The organism is Micromonospora sp. HB375 (genome assembly GCF_017872985.1).
GTDB lineage: Bacteria > Actinomycetota > Actinomycetes > Mycobacteriales > Micromonosporaceae > Micromonospora > Micromonospora chalcea.
The window spans coordinates 3,819,570-3,836,959 of the sequence record NZ_JAGGJO010000001.1 but is presented as its reverse complement, the minus strand read 5'-3'; the positions used below and the strand labels follow the sequence as shown (position 1 = coordinate 3,836,959).

Here is a 17,390-nt window from a genome sequence, read left to right as displayed (position 1 = left end):
GAGGAGAGACGGCATGCACCCTCGCCGGTCCGGCGGGCCCGCCGACCGGGCGGAATCCGATCGTCTGCTCGACGCCGCGCGCGCCGGGTCGCCACCGGGGCCGCAGACCGACCCGCTGACCCGGCTGCTGTCGGCCGCGGCCGGCCCGGCCACCGCCGGTGAGATCGCCGGCGAGGACCGGGCGGTCGCCGCCTTCCGGGCCGCCCGCGCCGCGCCCGCGCCGGGGCCCGTGCCCGCGGTCCGGCCGCGCCGGCGCCTGCGGATCGCCGCCGCGCTGTCCGGGCTGGCCGCCACCGCGGTCGCCGGGGTGGCCTTCGCCGCCGTACGCCTGGACCGCCACCCGGACCCGGTGATCCCGCCGGCGCCGGCCACCAGCGGCCCGGGCGTCACCGGCCCCACCGCCACCGGGCCGTCGCGGCCGGCGCCGAGCACACCGGCCGGCGAGGCGTCGGGCGCGGCGTCCCGGCCGGCCCGTGACGTGACGCCGACGCCGACGTCGACGCCGAGCGTCCCGGCCGCGCCGCCCGCGCCCCCGGCGGGGAACAACCGGATCGTCGCCCACTGCCGCGCCTACCTGGTCAAGTCGGAGCGGCAGCGGGAGAAGGCGCTGACCAGGCCCGGCTTCGCCGACCTGGTGGCCGCCGCCGGCGGCCCCGAGCACGTGGAGAGCTACTGCCGGAATCTGGTGGGGGAGCCTTCGGGGACCCCGCCAGCCGAAGACGACGACCAGGACGAGGACGACTGAGCGCGGGGGGCGCAATCAGATTTCGGACAAAAATTCATCTCTCCGGGCAAGCGGATCACGTCTGCTAGACAGAGGATGGTGTGACGGCGTCCCGCGCCGAACGGGCCGGGCGCGTCGCGACACCGTGGTCGTCCGTCGCCGAGGAGGAGCCGCCCCATGGTGATGTCGCCGGACCTGGACCGCGCCGTCGTCCTGGGCGACGAGCAGGCGGCCCGGGGCCACCTGGCCCGGATCTGCTTCAAGACCGGACCGCCCACGCTCGTCGGCGTCGAACTGGAATGGACCGTGCACGACGCCGCGGACCCGGCCCGGCCGGTCGACCGCGAGCGACTACGCAGGGCGCTGGGGCGGCACAGCCCCGTGACGCTCGACCCCACCAGCCCGGCCGACGAGCTCCGGCGCGCGAGCGCCGTGACCGTGGAGCCCGGCGGGCAGGTGGAGATCTCCGCCGCGCCGCGACCGACTGTCGGCGCGCTCGTCCTGGCCACCGAGGCCGACGTCGCCGAGCTGCGGGCCCGGCTGGACGCCGCCGGGCTGGTGCTCGGCCGTAGCGGCATCGACCCCTGGCGGCTGCCGCGACCCGTCGTGGAAACCCCCCGCTACCGGGCCATGCGGTGCGCCTTCGACCGGCGCGGCCCGGCGGGGCGGGCGATGATGTACAGCACGGCGGGCCTGCAGGTCTGCCTCGACGCGGGCGAGCCGGAGCACCTCGCGCAGCGGTGGGCCGCCGCGCACGCCGTCGGCCCGCCGCTGCTGGCCGCCTTCGCCACCGCCGACCGGCACGCGGGCCGGGCCACCGGCTGGGCCTCCGCCCGGATGGCCACCTGGCTGGCCATCGACCCGGCCCGGACCCGCCCGGTGTGGTCGCCCGAACGCGCCGACGAGGATCCGGTGGCCGCCTGGACCGGGTACGCGCTCGCCGCGCCGCTGCTCTGCGTACGCGGCGACGGCCCGGACTGGACCGCGCCGCCGGACGTCACGTTCGCCGACTGGCTGGCCGGCGCGCTGCCCCGCCCGCCCACCACCGACGACCTTGAGTACCACGTCAGCACGCTGTTCCCGCCGGTGCGCCCGCGCGGCTACCTGGAGCTGCGCTACCTGGACGCACAGCCCGGGGCGGCGTGGACCGTGCCGCTGGCGGTCCTGGCCGCGCTCTTCGCCGACCCGGCGACCACCCGGGACGCGCTGGCGGCGGCCGCGCCGGTCGCCGACCGGTGGCGCGCGGCGGCCCGCTGCGGACTGGCCGAGCGCCCGCTGGCGACCGCCGCGGCGGCGCTGTTCGACCTGGCCCTGACGGCCCTGCCCCGCCTCGATCTGCCGCCCGCCATCCACGAGGAGACCCACCGAGAGATCCGGCGGCGACGTGCCGCCGCGGAGAGGGGACACCGGTGACCACGACCGAGCGACCGGGCACTGACGCCGAACGACTGCGCGACCGGATCGCCGCGGAGCTGGAGCGGACCCGCGCCCGCACCGCGGCGCTCACCGACGCGGTGGACGACGACGACCTGGTCCGGCAGCACTCCACGCTGATGTCGCCGCTGGTCTGGGACCTGGCGCACGTCGGTAACCAGGAGGAGCTGTGGCTGGTCCGCGACGTCGGCGGCCGCGAACCGGTGCGCCACGACATCGACGACCTCTACGACGCGTTCAAGCAGCCCCGCAAGGACCGCCCGGCGCTGCCGCTGCTGCCGCCGGCCGAGGCGCGCGCCTACGTGCGTACGGTCCGCGACAAGGTGTTCGACCTGCTCGACGGCATCCGCTTCACCGAGCGTCCCCTGGTCGCCGACGGGTTCGCGTTCGGCATGATCGTGCAGCACGAGCAGCAGCACGACGAGACCATGCTCGCCACCCACCAGCTGCGCGCCGGCGCTCCGGTGCTGGACGCGCCGCCACCGCCGGAGCCCCGGTCCCGGGTCGGCGGGGAGGTACGGGTGCCGGCCGGGCCGTTCACGATGGGCACCTCCACCGACCCGTGGGCACTGGACAACGAGCGCCCGGCGCACACCGTCGACCTGCCCGCGTACCTCATCGACGCCGCGCCGGTCACGAACGGGCAGTACCGCGCGTTCATCGCCGACGGCGGATACGACGAGCCGCGCTGGTGGAGCGAGGCCGGCTGGCGGCACCGGATCGACGCGGAGCTGAGCGCGCCGATGCACTGGCGGCGCGACGGCGACGGCTGGGCGTACCGCCGGTTCGGCCGCTGGTCGGCGGTCCGCGACGACGAGCCGGTGGTGCACGTCTGCTGGTACGAGGCGCAGGCGTACGCGGCGTGGGCCGGCAAGCGGCTGCCCACCGAGGCGGAGTGGGAGAAGGCGGCCCGCTGGGACCCGGCGTCCGGCCGGTCCCGCCGTTACCCGTGGGGCGACGAGGATCCGGGCGCCGAGCACGCCAACCTGGGCCAGCGGCACCTGTGGCCGGCGCCGGTGGGCGCGTACCCGGCGGGCGCCTCGCCGCTGGGCGTGCACCAGCTCGTCGGCGACGTGTGGGAGTGGACCTCGTCGCCGTTCCGCGGGCACCCGGGCTTCACCGCGTTCCCCTACCGGGAGTACTCGGAGGTCTTCTTCGGCGACGACCACAGGGTGCTGCGGGGCGGCTCGTTCGGCACCGACCGGTCCGCCTGCCGGGGCACGTTCCGCAACTGGGACTACCCGATCCGGCGGCAGATCTTCAGCGGTTTCCGCTGCGCCCGTGACGCCGGCCCGGAGGAGTGAGCCGGCCCGATGTGCCGTCACCTCGCGTACCTCGGTCCACCCGTGCTCCTGGGCAGCCTGCTGTTCGACCCGCCGTACGGCCTGCTGCGCCAGTCGTGGGCGCCGCGTGACATGCGCGGCGGCGGCACCATAAACGCCGACGGCTTCGGCGTCGCCTGGTACCCGGACGACGGCGACCCGGTCCGGTACCGGCGGGCCCAGCCGATGTGGAGCGACACCACGCTGCCGGAGCTGGCCGCCGTGACGCGGGCGCGGGCGGTGCTGGCGGCGGTCCGGTCCGCCACCGTCGGCATGCCGCTGCACGAGACGGCGGCGGCGCCGTTCGCCGAGGGCCGCTGGTTGTTCAGCCACAACGGCGTGGTGCGGGGCTGGCCGGACAGCCTGGTCCCGCTCGCCGCCGGCCTGCCCGTGCGCGACCTGGTCACGCTCGACGTGCCGACCGACTCGGCGCTGCTGTGGGCGCTGGTCCGGCACCGGCTGCGCGCCGGGGCCCCGCCGGACGAGGCGGTCGCGGACACGGTCGCGGCGGTCGCCGCCGCCGCTCCCGGCTCGCGGCTGAATCTGCTGCTCACCGACGGTACGACGGTGGTGGCGAGCACGGGCGGCCACGCGCTGTCGGCGCGTCGCGGGCCGGACTCGGTGCTGCTGGCCTCCGAGCCGTTCGACGACGACCCGGCCTGGCAGGCGGTGCCGGACGGCCGGCTCGTGGTGGCGTCCACGGGCCGGTTCGACGTGCGGGAGCTGACCGCCGCCTGACGTTCTTCCCATCACCGGCAGGACAGAGAGGACACCTGATGAGCGCGGAGCCGCTGGAGATCCACCTGGAGGAGCGGGACCTCGACCGTGGGTTGCGGGAGGACGTACGGGTGGGGCTGGCCGCGACGCCGAAGTGGCTGCCGCCGAAGTGGTTCTACGATGCCCGGGGCAGCGAGCTGTTCGAGGAGATCACCCGCCTGCCGGAGTACTACCCGACCCGGGCCGAGCGGGCCGTGCTCGCCGCGCACGCCGACGACGTGGCCACCCTGACCGGCGCGAAGACGCTGATCGAGCTGGGGTCGGGCTCGTCGGAGAAGACCCGCCTGCTGCTGGACGCCTTCACCCGGCACGGCGACCTGGGCACGTTCGTTCCGCTGGACGTGTCGGTGAGCGCGTTGCGCTCCTCCACCGAGCAGATCGCCGCCGCGTACCCGGGGCTGCGGGTGCGGGGGATCGTCGGTGACTTCACCCGCCACCTGGACCGGCTGCCCACCGGCGGCCGGCGCCTGGTCGCGTTCCTCGGCGGCACGATCGGCAACCTGCTGCCGGTGGAGCGGTCCGGGTTCCTCACGGCGATGCGCGCGGCGCTGGAGACCGGCGACTGGCTGCTGATCGGCACCGACCTGGTGAAGGACCCGGCGGTGATCGTGCCCGCGTACGACGACGCGGCCGGCGTGACCGCCGAGTTCAACCGCAACGTGCTCCGGGTGATCAACCGGGAGCTGGGCGCGGACTTCGACGTCGACGCGTTCCGGCACGTGGCGGTCTGGGACCCGGAGCGGGAGTGGATCGAGATGCGGCTGCGCGCCGAGCGCCCGACAACGGTGCGGGTGCTGGACACCGACGTCGTGTTCGCCGCCGGCGAGGAGCTGCGCACCGAGGTGTCGGCCAAGTTCCGGCCGGAGGGGATCGCGGCCGAGCTGACCGCCGCCGGGTTCACCCGGCAGGCGATCTGGACCGACCCGGGCGGGCTGTTCGGGGTGAGCCTGGCCCGGGCCGACTGAGGTCCGGGTGGTCCGGGCCACACCCGCTGACGGGCCCGGCGGGTGATCGGCTAGGCTGGCTGCGCGAAGGGGAGTAGCCCCCAATGTCGTGGTCGACACACTGGTGCGTTCCGCATCCGGCCACGCGGCCCCGGTCTCCGGGGCGGGCGAGACCTTCGACTCAGGCTGTCGCAGCCGGGTCGAGGGCGCCCCCGTTCCTCCTCCCGGCTTGATCGGGAAGGTTCACATGGAGGGTTTCCTCGTCGCGCTGGTGGTCAGCTTCGGCGTGATCTTCGTTGCGGAGCTGGGCGACAAATCCCAGCTCATGGCGCTGACATTCGCCACTCGGTTCAAGACGGTGCCGGTGCTCATCGGCATCACGATCGCCACCGCGATCGTGCACCTGGCCTCGGTGGCCATCGGGTACGGCCTGAACGCCGCGCTGCCCACCGGCTGGATCTCGCTCATCGCCGGCCTGGCGTTCCTCGGATTCGGCGCGTGGACGCTGCGCGGCGACAAGCTGACCGAGGAGGAGAAGCGCAAGGCCGAACGCAGCGGCAAGTCGGCGATCCTCGCGGTGGGTGTGGCGTTCTTCCTGGCCGAGCTGGGCGACAAGACCATGCTCGCCACCATCACGCTGGCCACCAAGTACGGCTGGTTCGGCACCTGGCTCGGGTCGACGCTCGGCATGGTCGCCGCGGACGCGCTGGCGATCCTGGTGGGCCGGATGCTCGGCCGGCACCTGCCGGAGCGGGCGATCCGTTACGGCGCGGCAGTGCTGTTCGCCATCTGCGGCCTGTGGCTGATCTTCGAGGCGGTCACCGAGCTGAACTGATCGGCCCGTGTCGCGCCGGCCGTTCCCGCTCCGGGGACGGCCGGCGCGACGCGGGTCAGGCGGCTCCGCCCTGGTAGATGTCCGGGATGCCGTCACCGTCGGCGTCCCGGTTCTCCCGTTCGCTGATCCGGCGGTAGACCCGGTTGCGGCGGACCAGCACCACCGAGGCGAGCAGGGCGGAGGTCAGCGAGCCGAGCAGCACCGCCACCTTGACGCCGTCCTCCTCCGGGCTGCCCGTGCCGAACGCGAGCTCGCCGATGAGCAGCGACACGGTGAAGCCGATGCCGGCCAGCAGCGCGAGTCCGAGCAGGTCGGCCCAGGTGATCTCCTCGTCCAGTTCGGCCCGGGTGAACCGGGCGAGCAGGTACGTCGAGCCGAACACGCCGACGACCTTGCCCAGCACGAGTCCGGCGGCGACCGCGAGCACCACCGGGTTGCTGAGCACGCCGCCCACGTCCACGCCGACCAGCGTCACCCCGGCGGCGAAGAAGGCGAAGACCGGTACGGCCAGGCCGGCGGAGACCGGCCGCCAGCGGTGCTCCAGCCGTTCGGCCAGGCCGGGTGAGCCGTCGCGTCCGCGCAGCACGGGCACGGTGAAGCCGAGCAGTACGCCCGCCACCGTGGCGTGCACGCCGGAGGCGTGCACGAGCGTCCAGGCGGTCACGGCCAGCGGGATCAGCGCCCACCACCAGGTGCGGCGCCGCTGCACGAGCAACCCGAACACGGCGATCGGCAGCAGCGCGCCGAGCAGCGGCAGCGGGTGGAAGTCGGCGGTGTAGAACACCGCGATGATGGTGATCGCGAAGAGGTCGTCCACCACCGCGAGGGTGAGCAGGAACGCGCGCAGCCCCTGCGGCAGGTGGGAGCTGACCACGGCGAGCACGGCGAGGGCGAACGCGATGTCGGTGGCGGTGGGGATGGCCCATCCGCGCAGTCCGGCGCCGCCGGCGCTGAGCGTCACCGCCAGGTAGATCAGCGCGGGCGCGACCATGCCGCCGACGGCCGCGATCACCGGCAGCGCGGCCCGGCGGGGGTCCCGCAGGTCACCGGCGACGAACTCGCGTTTGAGTTCCAGGCCCACCACGAAGAAGAAGATCGCCAGCAACCCGTCGGCGGCCCAGGTGCGCAGGCTGAGGTCGAGGTGCAGCGCCGCGCCGCCGGGCCAGGGCACCCAGTGGCTCAGTTCCGCGTACCCGGCGCGCCACGGCGAGTTGGCCCAGATCAGCGCGATCACGGCGCCGAGCAGCAGCAGAGCGCCGCCGACCGTCTCGGTGCGCAGCACGTCGGCCAGGAACCGGGCCTCCGGCCAGGAGCGGCGGGAGAGCAGGCGCGACGGAGGTGGGGTGTGGGTCATGCGGCGTCCGTTCGGGAGCTGGGGTCGGCGAATCCATCGCCGACCAGGCTTCCCGGCACACCGGTTCCAAGCCTAACGGCCGCCGGGACCGGCGGCGAGCTGAGCCGGTGGGACGCTCGTCCCATCTCGTGGGCGGGCGTCCCACCGGCTCCGGTCAGCGCTGGCCGGGCAGCGCCGGCAGGGCGGCGCCGGCCGGTTCGCAGAACGCCGCCAGTCGCTTGATCAGCTCGTCCGGTTCCGCGTACGGGTCCAGCGTCCGCACCTCGTCCGGGTCCAGTTCCGGCACCGGGACGTGGGAGATCAGCGGGTGCAGCGGGCGGGTGTCCACCTCGTCCGCGCCGAACAGGTGCTCGTGCAGCTTCTCACCGGGCCGCAACCCGGTGAAGACGATCTCCACGGGCCGGTCCGCCTCGGCGGCGAGCCGGCGCGCCACGTCCGCGATCCGGACCGGCTCGCCCATGTCGAGCACCAGCGCCTCGCCGCCCCGGCCGATGGTCGCGGCCTGGAGCACCAGGTGCACCGCCTCCTGGACGGTCATGAAGTAGCGGGTGACGTCGGGGTGGGTGACGGTGACCGGCACGCCGGCGCGGATCTGCGCCTGGAACGCGGTGAGCACCGACCCGCGGCTGCTGAGCACGTTGCCGAACCGGACGCTGAGGTAGGTGCCGTTGAGCCGCTGCGCGTGGTACGCGGTGAGCCGCTCGGTGATCCGCTTGGAGTAGCCGAGCACGCTCGCCGGGTTGGCCGCCTTGTCGGTGGAGATGTTCACGAACTCGGCGACGTCCCGGCACGCCTCCAGCACGTTCAGCGTACCCAGGATGTTGGTCTTGATCGCCTCACCGGGGTGGCGCTGGAGCAGCGTGAGGTGCTTGAGCGCGGCGGCGTGGAACACCACGTCGGGCTGCCGGTCGGCGATCACCCGGGCGATGCCCTCGGCGTCGCGGATGTCGGCCAGGATCAGCTCCGGGCCGTCCAGCAGCGCGCGCCCGTGCAGGGACATCTGCAGCGCGTGCAGCGCCGACTCGTCCCGGTCGAGCATCATCAGCTCGTCCGGCTCGCAGCGGGCGATCTGCCGGCACAGCTCCGAGCCGATCGAGCCGCCGGCGCCGGTCACCAGCACCCGCCGGCCGGCCAGCCCACCCCGCTCCACGCTCAGCTCCGCCACCCGGTGCGCCCGGCCCAGCAGATCGGTGAGCTGGACGTCGCGCACGTCGGTGGCGGCGACCGGCCGGTCGAGCAGCTCGCGCACCGGCGGCAGCACCTTGAACGCCGCCCCGGCCTCCAGGGTCCGGGTACGCACGTCGCGCAGCAGCTGCGGGTCCGAGCCGCTCATCGAGAAGATGACGGTGGTCGCCCCGGTCGCCCGAACGGCGTCGCCGACCTGCTCGCGGCCGCCCAGCACGCGCAGCCCCTCCAGCCGCAGGCCGCGGCTGTCGGCCGCGTCGTCGAGCAGGCCGACCGGCCGGTAGCTGCTGTCGGGATCCTGCAGCAGCACCCGGACGAGCCGCTCGCTGGCCGCGTCCACCCCGTAGACCAGGCAGCGCTCGGCGTTCCGTGGGGCGGGTGGCCGGCGGTCGGCGTGGGCACGCCACAGGCCGCGGGCGGTCGCCATCACCACCAGCGCCACCGTGCCGCCGACGAGCGGCGTGCTGGCCGGTACGGGATGCCGCGTCCACTGCATCACGGCGACGGCGCCGACGGCCGCGACGAGCGCGACGGTGACGGCGAGCCCCTGTGCGTCCCCAGAGCTGCCGATCGGGTAGCGGCCGTAGATCCGGGAGCGCAGCAGCGTGAGCGCGGCGTACAGCGCGGCGCAGGCCAGCGCCAGGCCGAGCGTACGGGCGCTGGCGGCGACGGTCAGGTCGAACTCGTACCTCGTCCAGGCGGCGCCGAGAAATCCTCCGCACCACGCGGCCGTGTCCAGCGTTAACAGGGAAAGGGTGGCGGCGCGGTGGGTGATCCGGCGGTGCGGTCGCACTGCTGTGCTGGCTTCACGATCCATGGGCTGCCCTCTGTGTCCTATCCGGATTGAAAGGATTAGACCTTCTGTGCCTGTTCGGTCGTTTACATTCGTCAAGTCACGTAAAGTCGTGAATAGGCGATTCGATCCTGGCACGGGTACGGGTGCTTTTAGGGGGCTTTCGTGCAGTTTCATCGGCAGACCGGCGTGTCGCTAGGGAGGGCGTGATGGACGTTCTCGGCTACCTGCGCCTGGTCCGACGCCACTGGTGGATCGTGTTGGTGACGGTGATGCTCGCCCTGGGCACCGCCGCGCTCGTGACGGTCCGGACGGCGCCTCGGTACGAGGCCTCGGTGACGTTCTTCGTCACCACGCCCAGCCAGGGCGTCACCGACGCCTACCAGGGCAGCCTCTTCCTTCAGCAGCGGGTGAAGTCCTACGGTGACCTGCTCACCAGCGACCGGCTGGCGCAGAGCGTGGTGGCCGACGCGCCGCTGGGTCTCACCGCCGACCAGGTGCGCAGCCGGATCCGGACCGCCAGCACGACCGGCACGGTCCTGCTCAAGGCCACGATCACCGACACCGACCAGACCCGGGCGCTGAAGACCACCGAGACGCTCGCGACGAAGTTCACCGAGCTGGTGCGCAAGGTCGAGACGCCGCCGGACGGCAATGCCCCGCCGATCAAGATCGAGGTCGTCAGCGGTCCCCGGGTGACGTCCAGCCCGGTCTCGCCGCAGCCCACGCGCAACCTGGTCATGGGCGGTGTGCTGGGCCTGCTGCTCGGCGCCGCGCTGGCCGTGCTGCGCGGGCTGGCCGACGTCCGGATGCGCGACGGCGCCGCGCTGCAACGGGTGACCGGCAGCCCGCTGCTCGGCGAGATCCCGTACGAGAACGGCGCGAAGGCGGCGCCGCTGATCGTCGGCGCGGCGGCCACCTCCGCCCGTGCCGAGGCGGTCCGCAAACTGCGCACGAACCTGCGCTTCGTGGACGTGCACGAGCCGGCCCGGGTCATCGCGGTCACGAGCGCGTTGCAGGGCGAGGGGAAGACCACGATGGCCTGCAACACCGCCATCGCGCTGGCCGAGGCGGGCTGGCGGGTGCTTCTCATCGACGCCGACCTGCGCCGCCCGAAGGTGGCCGACTACCTGGGCCTCGACGGCGGCGTCGGCCTCACCGACGTGCTGGTCGGCGACGTCCAGGTCGGTGACGTGGTGCAGCGCTGGGGGGAGAAGTCCCTTCTCGTGCTGCCCAGCGGCGCCACCCCGCCCAACCCGAGCGAGCTGCTCGGCTCGAAGTCCATGGCGGACCTGCTGGTGGCGCTGCGGGACTCGGCGGACATCGTGGTGATCGACACCGCGCCGCTGCTGGCCGTCACCGACGGCGTGGTGGTGGCCGTGCAGGCCGACGGCGCGCTCCTGGTCACCCAGCAGGGCCGGACCTCGCGCAGCCAGGTGGCGGCGGCGGCGAACGCGCTCAGCTCGGTCTCGGTGCGCCTGCTCGGCTGCGTGCTCAACATGGCCAAGGTGGCCAAGTCGGACGCCTACCAGTACGAGGCGTACAAGGTGGTCGTGCCGCCGGCCGCGCCCTCGGTGCCGGCCGACCGGGCCGGCAGCCGCCGGGGCGCCAAGGCCGTCGGGGGCGACCGGACGCAGGAACTCACCCGGCTGTCGCGATGAGCGCGAGCACGGGGCGGATCGACCGCTCGATCTCCTCCGCGCACCGCCGGAAGTCGGCCGGCGAGCCGCCGATCGGGTCGCGCAGGTCGTCCACGTCGGGGGCGGCGGGTTGCAGCCGCCCCCGGGCGCGCACGGCGGCCGACACCGCCGCCCGCAACGGCGTGCCCGCCTCCGCCTCGTCCGCCCGGGCCTCGGTGGCCAGCCGGGCGAACTGCCGGAGCGTGAACGTCCGCGCCAGCGTGGCCGGGGCCATCGCGGTGCAGGCCGAGCGCTGGCGGCGGGTCGCGGTCAGCACCAGCGCCGCTCCGGTCAGGTGCTCGGGGCGCAGCCGCCGGGTGCGGAAGGCCGCCGGGTCCGCGCCGGTCCGGGCAGCCACCTCGACCGCGTACGGGTGCATGGCGGCGCCGTCGATCGCGTCGGTGCCCGCGCTGGCGACCGCCAGCGGCAGACCGGCCAGCATCCGGCGGGCGATGAACTCCGCCATCGGTGACCGGCACATGTTCGCGTGGCAGACGAAGAGGACCTCGTCGACCATCTGCACCCCTCTCGTCGGCACGGTCGCGGCGCAGAGTGCCGCGACGGCGTTCTTCCGGCGGTCGCGGCCGGACGCAGAGGGGTTGCCGGAATCGTACGCGCCGCGCCGCGCGCCCGTCCGGCAAGCCGCGCCGGGAGCGTGGACATGAGGATCGGCATCCTGTCGTACCACTTCCCGCCGGAGCCGGCGTTCGTCCCGGGCAGCCTGGCCGAGGAGTTGGTCGCCCGGGGCCACGAGGTACGGGTGCTCACCGGGTTCCCGGACTATCCGGGTGGCCACGTCTATCCGGGCTGGCGGCAGCGCTGGCGGCACCAGACGCACAGCGAGCGGCTGACCGTACGCCGGGTGCCCCGGTACGCCGGCGGCGACGGCACGCCCCGGGCCCGTACCGCGAGCTGGCTCTCCTTCGCCGGCAGCGCCGCGCTCGCCGGGCGGGGCCTGCTGCGGGGCGTCGACGCGCTCTACGTCTTCGGTCACCCGGCGGTCACGTTCGCGGCGTCCGGGCTGCTGCGGCTGCTCGGCCGTACGCCCACCGTCCTGCACGTGCAGGACGTCTGGACGGAGCACGAGCCGGGCCCGGCGCAGAGCGACCGGGCGCCGGCCCGGCTGGAGGCCGCCATGCGCCGCCTCTACCGGGAGGCGGCAGTGGTGGCGGTCAGCTCGCCGTCCATGGCGGATCTGGTGCGCGCCCGCGGGGCCGATCCGGCGCGGGTGCGTACGGTGCTCAACTGGACCGACGAACGCATCTTCCGTCCGACCCAGGCCGGTCCGGCCGTCCGCCGGCTCATCCGGCGGGACGACCGTTGCGTGGTGATGCACGCCGGGACGATCGGCGTGCGCCAGGGGCTGGAGACGGCGGTCCGCGCGGCGGCGGCGCTCGGCGACCGGATGGACCTGGTGCTGGTCGGCTCCGGTCCGCAGGAGCGGCGGGTGCGGGGGCTGGCCGCCGAGCTCGGCGCCGACAACGTCCGGTTCGTCGAGCGACGGTCCGCCGTGGACATGCCGCAGCTCTACGCGGCCGCCGACTATCAGCTCGTGGCGCAGCGCGACCTGCCCGAGCTGCGGGGGACCGTGCCCGCCAAGCTCCAGGCCGCGCTCTCCTGTGCCGCGCCGGTGGTCGCCTCCGCCGGTGGGGAGACGGCGGAGCTGGTCGAGCGGGCCCGCGCGGGGCTGTCCTGCCCGCCGGAGGACTGGGCGGCGCTCGCCGACCGCTTCTGGCTGGCCGCCGCCATCCCGGCGGCCGCCCGGATCGACATGGGTAGGCGGGGCCGGGGGGCGTACCTGCGGGAGATGTCGATGCGGGCCGGCGTGGACCGGATCGAGGCCCTGCTGCAGGAGGCGGCGGGTGTGGCGCCGAAGCGAGCAAAACTCGCAGAAGCGATGCAAGCCGACAGAGCGGCGGAATAGCCAACTAAAGCTTCCTTTTCCATGCTAGAAAGCAACTCGATTGCGAAAAGTGTCTTATTCGTCTCGTAGGAGGATTTTGTGTCCGGACCCGGTCCTTCGCCCGGCCGCCGACGGCGCTCGCGGCGGCGCCGGCGCGCCCGGGTCCGCCGGATCCTGCTGACCGGGCTGGTCGTCGTCTCGGTGCTGCTCAGCGCCGGTGGCTGGGTGGCGTTCCGGGGCTGGCAGGCCCGCGCCCACCTGGTCAACGCCGCCGGGCTGGCCAAGGAGCTCAGCGCCCAGGTGCTCGACGGCGACGTGGCCCGGGCGCAGCGCACGCTCGCCGCGTTGCAGGAGCAGGCGGCCGCCGCGCGCGGCGCTACCGGGGATCCGGTCTGGTGGGCCGGCCAGCAGGCCCCCTACGCGGGGGACAACCTGGCCGCGGTGCGGCAGATCTCGGTGGCGGTGGACGACCTGGCCCGGCTCGCGTTCCCCACGCTGCTGCGGGTCGACCTCGCCTCGCTGGTGCCGAAGCAGGGCCGGCTGGACCTGGCCCGCCTGCGCGGGGTCTCGGCCGAGGTCGCGGCGGCCGACCAGGCGGTCCGGGCCACCGCCGAGCGGTTGCGGCAGGTGCCGGTGGACAGCCTCGTGGCGCAGGTGCGCGACGCGGTCACCGCGCTGCGCGCGGAGCTGGACAGACTGGGCGAGCTGACCTCGGCGGCGGATCGGGGCGCGCGGCTGCTGCCGCCGCTGCTCGGCGCGGACGGGCCACGCAGTTATCTGCTCGTCTCGCAGAATCCGGCCGAGCTGCGCGCCACAGGCGGCATGTTCGGCGCGTACGCGGTGCTGCGGGCCGAGGGCGGCCGGGTCCGGTTGGTCAAGCAGGGCACCTCGGCCGGCATGGGTCCCTTCGACCCACCACTCAAGATCGGCGCGGAGGCGAAGCGGCTCTGGGGCGACCTGCCGGGCATCTATCCGGCGGATGTGAACCTCAGCCCGGACTTCCCGGCCGCCGCCGCGCTCTACCGGGACATGGTGCGCCGCCGTACCGGCACCACCGTGGACGGCGTGCTGGCGGTGGACCCCGTGGTCCTGTCGTACCTGCTCGGCGTGGTCGGCCCGGTGACCGTGCCGGACGGGCCTTCGCTGGCCGCCGCCACCGCCGTGCGGACGCTGCTCAGTGACTCGTACCGGGACCTGGACACGAAGGACCAGGACGTGTTCTTCGCCCGGGCCGCGTCCGGCGTGTTCGACACGTTGTTCACCAAGACGGTCGACCCTCGGTCGCTTTTGACCGTTTTTAGTCGTTCCATTAACGAACGTCGGATATTGTTCTGGAGTGTCCGATCCGATGAGCAGCGCGCGCTGGCCGACACCCGGCTGGCGGGTCAGCTCCCGGAGAAGGACACCGTGCCGACTGTCGGCGTGTTCCTCAACGACGGCAGCGGCGCGAAGCTCGGTTACTACCTCAGGTTCTCGGCCACCGTGACGGTCGGCGAATGCCATCCGGACGGGCGCCGCGAGCTGCGGCTGAAGGTGACGGTGCACTCCACCGCCCCGAAGTCGGGCCTGACCAAGTCGGTGACCGGGCTGGCCCTGTCCGGCGACAAGTACACCGCACGCACCTTCGTCTCCGTCCACACGCCCACCGGGGGCGCCGTCCTCACCGGGCGGCTCGACGGGAGGGACACCGCGATGGGCAGCGGCACCGACGGCCGCCGCCAGGTGGCGGTGGCCAACGTGGAGACCCGCCCGGGGCAGACCCGGACGCTCGACGTCACGGTGCTCACCGGCCAGACCGGCGCCGGGACGGCCGAGCTGGTGCACACGCCCACCGTCACCCCATGGACCACCCAAGTAGTCAACGCACCAAGCTGTGAACAGTAGGAGGGAAACCATCATGCGGCTATCCCGCATCATCATGGCGCTCACGGTGGGCCTGGCCGTAGCGGCCGTGCCGACCGCGGCCGGGGCGGCGCAGCCGCAACCCCCGGTCTACCCGCCCGAGGTCGCGTCGCTGACCGTCTCACCGACGACCATCCGGCTCGGCGAGACGTTCACCCTGCGGGGATCGAACTTCGGGCCGAACGAGACGGTCCGAATCGACGTGGCGATCTCGGGCCTGCCCGCGGCCGCCCCGGCCGACGGTTCCGCGCGACGCAGCGACGGCAGCACGGTGGCGATGGCGCCGGTCGCCTACACGCCCAACCGCGCCCAGCCGCAGCCCGCGCCGACCACGTTCACCGTGACGACCGACGCCAGCGGCAACTTCACCGTGACCTACCGGCCGACCCGGCCCGGGCGGTACACGTTCACCGCCACCGGTCTGACGTCCGGTCGGATCGCCAGCGCCACCGGCACCGTCCTGCCGCCGCGGCCGACCAAGTCCCCGCACCACGGGCTGCCGGTCACCGGTGACAGCATCGGCACGCCGCTGAAGCTCGGTGGGGGCCTCGCCGCCGCCGGCGCGGTGCTGCTGCTGGCCTCCATGGCCTGGCGTCGCCGTCGCCTCGGCTGATCCGGGGCGCGCCGGGAAAGACCCGGCTCGATCGTGAGTGCCCGCCGGACCGCGTCCGGCGGGCACTCACGTGTCCCGGCGTCGGGCCAGAATAAGCCATGGACGCGACACCGTGGACCGACCGGACCGGCCTGCTCACGCTGCCCGGGGGCGCCACCGTCCGCGGGCGGCGAGTCGCCGAGCCCGCCTCGCCCGCCGACTTCGCGCTGCTGCTGGCGCCCGGCCCCGAACCGGAGTGGCCCGCCCGGCGCGTCCGCTGGCCCGACTTCTGGATCCCGGCCGACCGCGCCGACGCGCTCGACGCGCTGCGGGAGGCGTGGCGGCGCGCGTACGCGGGCGAGCGGGTCGAGGTGGCCTGCCACGGCGGTGTGGGGCGTACCGGAACCGCGCTCGCCGCCTTCGCCGTACTGGACGGGCTGCCGCCCGCCCGGGCGGTGGCCTGGGTCCGCTCCCGCTACCACCGGAAGGCGGTGGAGACGCCGTGGCAACGATGGTGGTTGCGCGGCGTGCGCTGACCCCCGGCCGGTCACCGAGCGGGGCCGGGCGATCGGCGCCGCGTCACGGCCCCGGTGAGCCACCCGGCCCTGATCAACGGGCTCGGTATGGTGCCTTCTCATGAGAGCCCGGGTCCTGGCCGCCGTCACCGCCGTCACCCTGCTCGCCGCCGGGACACCCGCACCGGCGCCGGCCGCCCCCGGGACGGCCCCCGCGCCCGGCGCCACCGTGCCCTGCCCCCGGCAGCCCGCGCCGAAGGTGAGCCGGCCGCCCCGCCCCACGCCGCCGGCCACGACACCCGAACAGGCGGCGGTGGGCGGGGAGGCGCTGGCCGGCGCCGGACTGGTCGCGCCGCCGGGCAGCCCCGCGCCCCCGGCGGTCACCGCCAGCACCTGGCTCGTGGCGGACCTGGACACCGGCGCCGTTCTGGGCGCGTGCGGGGCGCACGTCCCCGGCACGCCGGCCAGCACCCAGAAACTGCTGCTGGCCGCCACCATGCTGAGCCGGCTCGACCCGAAGCAGGTGGCCGTCGCGACCCGCGCCGACCTCGACATCGAACCGGGCAGCTCGGCCGTCGGGCTGCTCGTCGGTGGCCGCTACAGCGTGGAGACGCTCTGGCTGGGCCTGCTCCTGCAGTCCGGCAACGACGCGGCGAACATGCTGGCCCGTCTCGGCGCCGGCAGCACGCAGGCCGGCGTCGCCGAGATGAACGCGCAGGCCCGCCGGCTCGGCGCCGGGCAGACCCACGCGGTCACCCCGTCCGGACTGGACGGCCCCGGGCAGTTCACCACCGCGTACGACCTGGCGCTGATCGCGCGGGCCTGCTTCGCCGACGCCGCGTTCCGCCGGTACGCGCTCACCGAACGCACACAGATCCCGGCCCAGCCCGCCCTGAAGAAGGGCGGGTTCCAGATCCAGAACGAGAACCAGCTGATCTATCGCTATCCGGGCGCGCTCGGCGGCAAGACCGGTTTCACCGAGCTGGCCCGGCACAGTTACGTCGGCGCCGCGCAACGCGGCGGACGCCGTCTCGTGGTGACGCTGCTCGGTGCCGAGGCCAGGCCGGTACGCGGCTGGCAGCAGGGCGCCCAGCTGCTCGACTGGGGCTTCGGGCTGCCCCGGGACGCCTCGGTCGGCCGGCTGGTGGAGCCGGGTGAGGGGGACGCCGCGGCGGCGGAACCCCGTAACGCTCCCGCCGCCGCGCCGGCCCGCACCGTCTCGCCGCCGTGGCGGGGGCCGGCCGGCACCGCGCTGCGCCGCGTCGGCGAGGGGGACTGGCGGATGATCGTGCCGCTCGCCGGTCTGCTCGCCCTCACCGTCGGCGGGGTGGCGGCGGTGCTCGCCGCCCGCCGGGGCCGGTCCCGCCGCCGCGGACGCCGCCGCGCCTGAACCCGGCGTCCCGGCGGGTCGCGTGGACACCGATTCCGTGG

Annotated in this window: 15 protein-coding genes; 12 read left to right on the top strand and 3 right to left on the bottom strand. The window is 74.6% G+C overall.

Going from position 1 to position 17,390, the window contains the following annotated elements; all coding sequences use genetic code 11:
* Positions 1-13 precede the first annotated feature (13 nt).
* From J3R08_RS17630 to J3R08_RS17605, 6 genes are all read left to right on the top strand, one after another.
* Entirely contained in the window at positions 14-745 is a 732-nt protein-coding gene (locus J3R08_RS17630; RefSeq protein WP_209962062.1) for a hypothetical protein, read from the top strand.
* Between the two features lie 156 nt (positions 746-901).
* Positions 902-2,137 carry an ergothioneine biosynthesis glutamate--cysteine ligase EgtA gene (gene egtA, locus J3R08_RS17625; RefSeq protein ID WP_209962060.1) on the top strand — a complete coding sequence of 412 codons (1,236 nt, stop codon included), beginning with the start codon at positions 902-904 and terminating at the stop codon, positions 2,135-2,137.
* The gene (gene egtB, locus J3R08_RS17620; RefSeq protein WP_064445810.1) at positions 2,134-3,462 is read left to right on the top strand and encodes an ergothioneine biosynthesis protein EgtB; all 1,329 of its coding nucleotides are present in this window, start codon (positions 2,134-2,136) and stop codon (positions 3,460-3,462) included. The genes egtA and egtB overlap by 4 nt, the downstream gene beginning before the upstream one ends.
* A gap of 9 nt (positions 3,463-3,471) precedes the next feature.
* Positions 3,472-4,218: an ergothioneine biosynthesis protein EgtC gene (gene egtC / locus J3R08_RS17615; protein WP_209962058.1), complete on the top strand. Its 747-nt coding sequence runs from the start codon at positions 3,472-3,474 to the stop codon at positions 4,216-4,218.
* Between the two features lie 38 nt (positions 4,219-4,256).
* On the top strand, positions 4,257-5,222 hold the full coding sequence (gene egtD, locus J3R08_RS17610) for an L-histidine N(alpha)-methyltransferase (RefSeq protein WP_209962056.1): 966 nt from the start codon (positions 4,257-4,259) through the stop codon (positions 5,220-5,222).
* A 226-nt stretch (positions 5,223-5,448) separates the two neighbouring features.
* Complete coding sequence (locus J3R08_RS17605) at positions 5,449-6,036, top strand: TMEM165/GDT1 family protein (protein WP_069088592.1); 588 nt, start codon at positions 5,449-5,451, stop codon at positions 6,034-6,036.
* Between the two features lie 55 nt (positions 6,037-6,091).
* Here the strand turns inward: J3R08_RS17605 and nhaA are convergent, their stop codons facing one another.
* Together nhaA and J3R08_RS17595 are read right to left on the bottom strand one after the other, a co-directional pair.
* Positions 6,092-7,390 (bottom strand): Na+/H+ antiporter NhaA, encoded by a 1,299-nt coding sequence (gene nhaA, locus J3R08_RS17600; RefSeq protein WP_209962052.1) that lies wholly within the window; start codon positions 7,388-7,390, stop codon positions 6,092-6,094.
* 154 nt (positions 7,391-7,544) lie between these two features.
* The gene (locus J3R08_RS17595) at positions 7,545-9,392 is read right to left on the bottom strand and encodes a nucleoside-diphosphate sugar epimerase/dehydratase (protein WP_043323722.1); all 1,848 of its coding nucleotides are present in this window, start codon (positions 9,390-9,392) and stop codon (positions 7,545-7,547) included.
* 185 nt (positions 9,393-9,577) lie between these two features.
* Between J3R08_RS17595 and J3R08_RS17590 the strand changes: the two genes are divergently transcribed.
* Positions 9,578-11,029, top strand: a complete 1,452-nt coding sequence (locus J3R08_RS17590) for a polysaccharide biosynthesis tyrosine autokinase (protein WP_043323724.1) — start codon at positions 9,578-9,580, stop codon at positions 11,027-11,029.
* Here J3R08_RS17590 and J3R08_RS17585 read toward each other — a convergent pair.
* Positions 11,010-11,564, bottom strand: a complete 555-nt coding sequence (locus J3R08_RS17585; RefSeq protein WP_043330096.1) for a protein-tyrosine-phosphatase — start codon at positions 11,562-11,564, stop codon at positions 11,010-11,012. The genes J3R08_RS17590 and J3R08_RS17585 overlap by 20 nt on opposite strands.
* Positions 11,565-11,708: 144 nt before the next feature.
* On the opposite strand from J3R08_RS17585, the gene J3R08_RS17580 reads away from it, so the two are divergent.
* The 5 genes from J3R08_RS17580 to J3R08_RS17560 all read left to right on the top strand — a co-directional run bounded on the left by J3R08_RS17580 (position 11,709) and on the right by J3R08_RS17560 (position 17,349).
* On the top strand, positions 11,709-12,971 hold the full coding sequence (locus J3R08_RS17580) for a glycosyltransferase family 4 protein (protein WP_209962051.1): 1,263 nt from the start codon (positions 11,709-11,711) through the stop codon (positions 12,969-12,971).
* A gap of 78 nt (positions 12,972-13,049) precedes the next feature.
* The gene (locus J3R08_RS17575) at positions 13,050-14,834 is read left to right on the top strand and encodes a DUF4012 domain-containing protein (RefSeq protein WP_209962050.1); all 1,785 of its coding nucleotides are present in this window, start codon (positions 13,050-13,052) and stop codon (positions 14,832-14,834) included.
* Between the two features lie 13 nt (positions 14,835-14,847).
* Positions 14,848-15,465 carry a hypothetical protein gene (locus tag J3R08_RS17570; protein ID WP_209962049.1) on the top strand — a complete coding sequence of 206 codons (618 nt, stop codon included), beginning with the start codon at positions 14,848-14,850 and terminating at the stop codon, positions 15,463-15,465.
* Between the two features lie 98 nt (positions 15,466-15,563).
* Complete coding sequence (locus J3R08_RS17565; protein ID WP_209962048.1) at positions 15,564-15,980, top strand: protein-tyrosine phosphatase family protein; 417 nt, start codon at positions 15,564-15,566, stop codon at positions 15,978-15,980.
* Positions 15,981-16,080: 100 nt separating this feature from the next.
* Positions 16,081-17,349: a D-alanyl-D-alanine carboxypeptidase family protein gene (locus J3R08_RS17560; RefSeq protein ID WP_209962047.1), complete on the top strand. Its 1,269-nt coding sequence runs from the start codon at positions 16,081-16,083 to the stop codon at positions 17,347-17,349.
* Positions 17,350-17,390 lie beyond the last annotated feature (41 nt).

What these genes read in the sequence shown, in the direction of transcription:
- J3R08_RS17595 (WP_043323722.1), bottom strand. Translation starts at nt 9,392, where the DNA reads ATGGATCGTGAAGCCAGCACAGCAGTGCGACCGCACCGCCGGATCACC.
- J3R08_RS17560 (WP_209962047.1), top strand. Translation starts at nt 16,081, where the DNA reads ATGAGAGCCCGGGTCCTGGCCGCCGTCACCGCCGTCACCCTGCTCGCC.
- egtA (WP_209962060.1), top strand. Translation starts at nt 902, where the DNA reads ATGGTGATGTCGCCGGACCTGGACCGCGCCGTCGTCCTGGGCGACGAG.
- nhaA (WP_209962052.1), bottom strand. Translation starts at nt 7,390, where the DNA reads ATGACCCACACCCCACCTCCGTCGCGCCTGCTCTCCCGCCGCTCCTGG.
- J3R08_RS17585 (WP_043330096.1), bottom strand. Translation starts at nt 11,564, where the DNA reads ATGGTCGACGAGGTCCTCTTCGTCTGCCACGCGAACATGTGCCGGTCA.
- J3R08_RS17580 (WP_209962051.1), top strand. Translation starts at nt 11,709, where the DNA reads ATGAGGATCGGCATCCTGTCGTACCACTTCCCGCCGGAGCCGGCGTTC.
- J3R08_RS17605 (WP_069088592.1), top strand. Translation starts at nt 5,449, where the DNA reads ATGGAGGGTTTCCTCGTCGCGCTGGTGGTCAGCTTCGGCGTGATCTTC.
- J3R08_RS17565 (WP_209962048.1), top strand. Translation starts at nt 15,564, where the DNA reads ATGGACGCGACACCGTGGACCGACCGGACCGGCCTGCTCACGCTGCCC.
- J3R08_RS17570 (WP_209962049.1), top strand. Translation starts at nt 14,848, where the DNA reads ATGCGGCTATCCCGCATCATCATGGCGCTCACGGTGGGCCTGGCCGTA.
- egtD (WP_209962056.1), top strand. Translation starts at nt 4,257, where the DNA reads ATGAGCGCGGAGCCGCTGGAGATCCACCTGGAGGAGCGGGACCTCGAC.
- egtC (WP_209962058.1), top strand. Translation starts at nt 3,472, where the DNA reads ATGTGCCGTCACCTCGCGTACCTCGGTCCACCCGTGCTCCTGGGCAGC.
- J3R08_RS17630 (WP_209962062.1), top strand. Translation starts at nt 14, where the DNA reads ATGCACCCTCGCCGGTCCGGCGGGCCCGCCGACCGGGCGGAATCCGAT.
- J3R08_RS17590 (WP_043323724.1), top strand. Translation starts at nt 9,578, where the DNA reads ATGGACGTTCTCGGCTACCTGCGCCTGGTCCGACGCCACTGGTGGATC.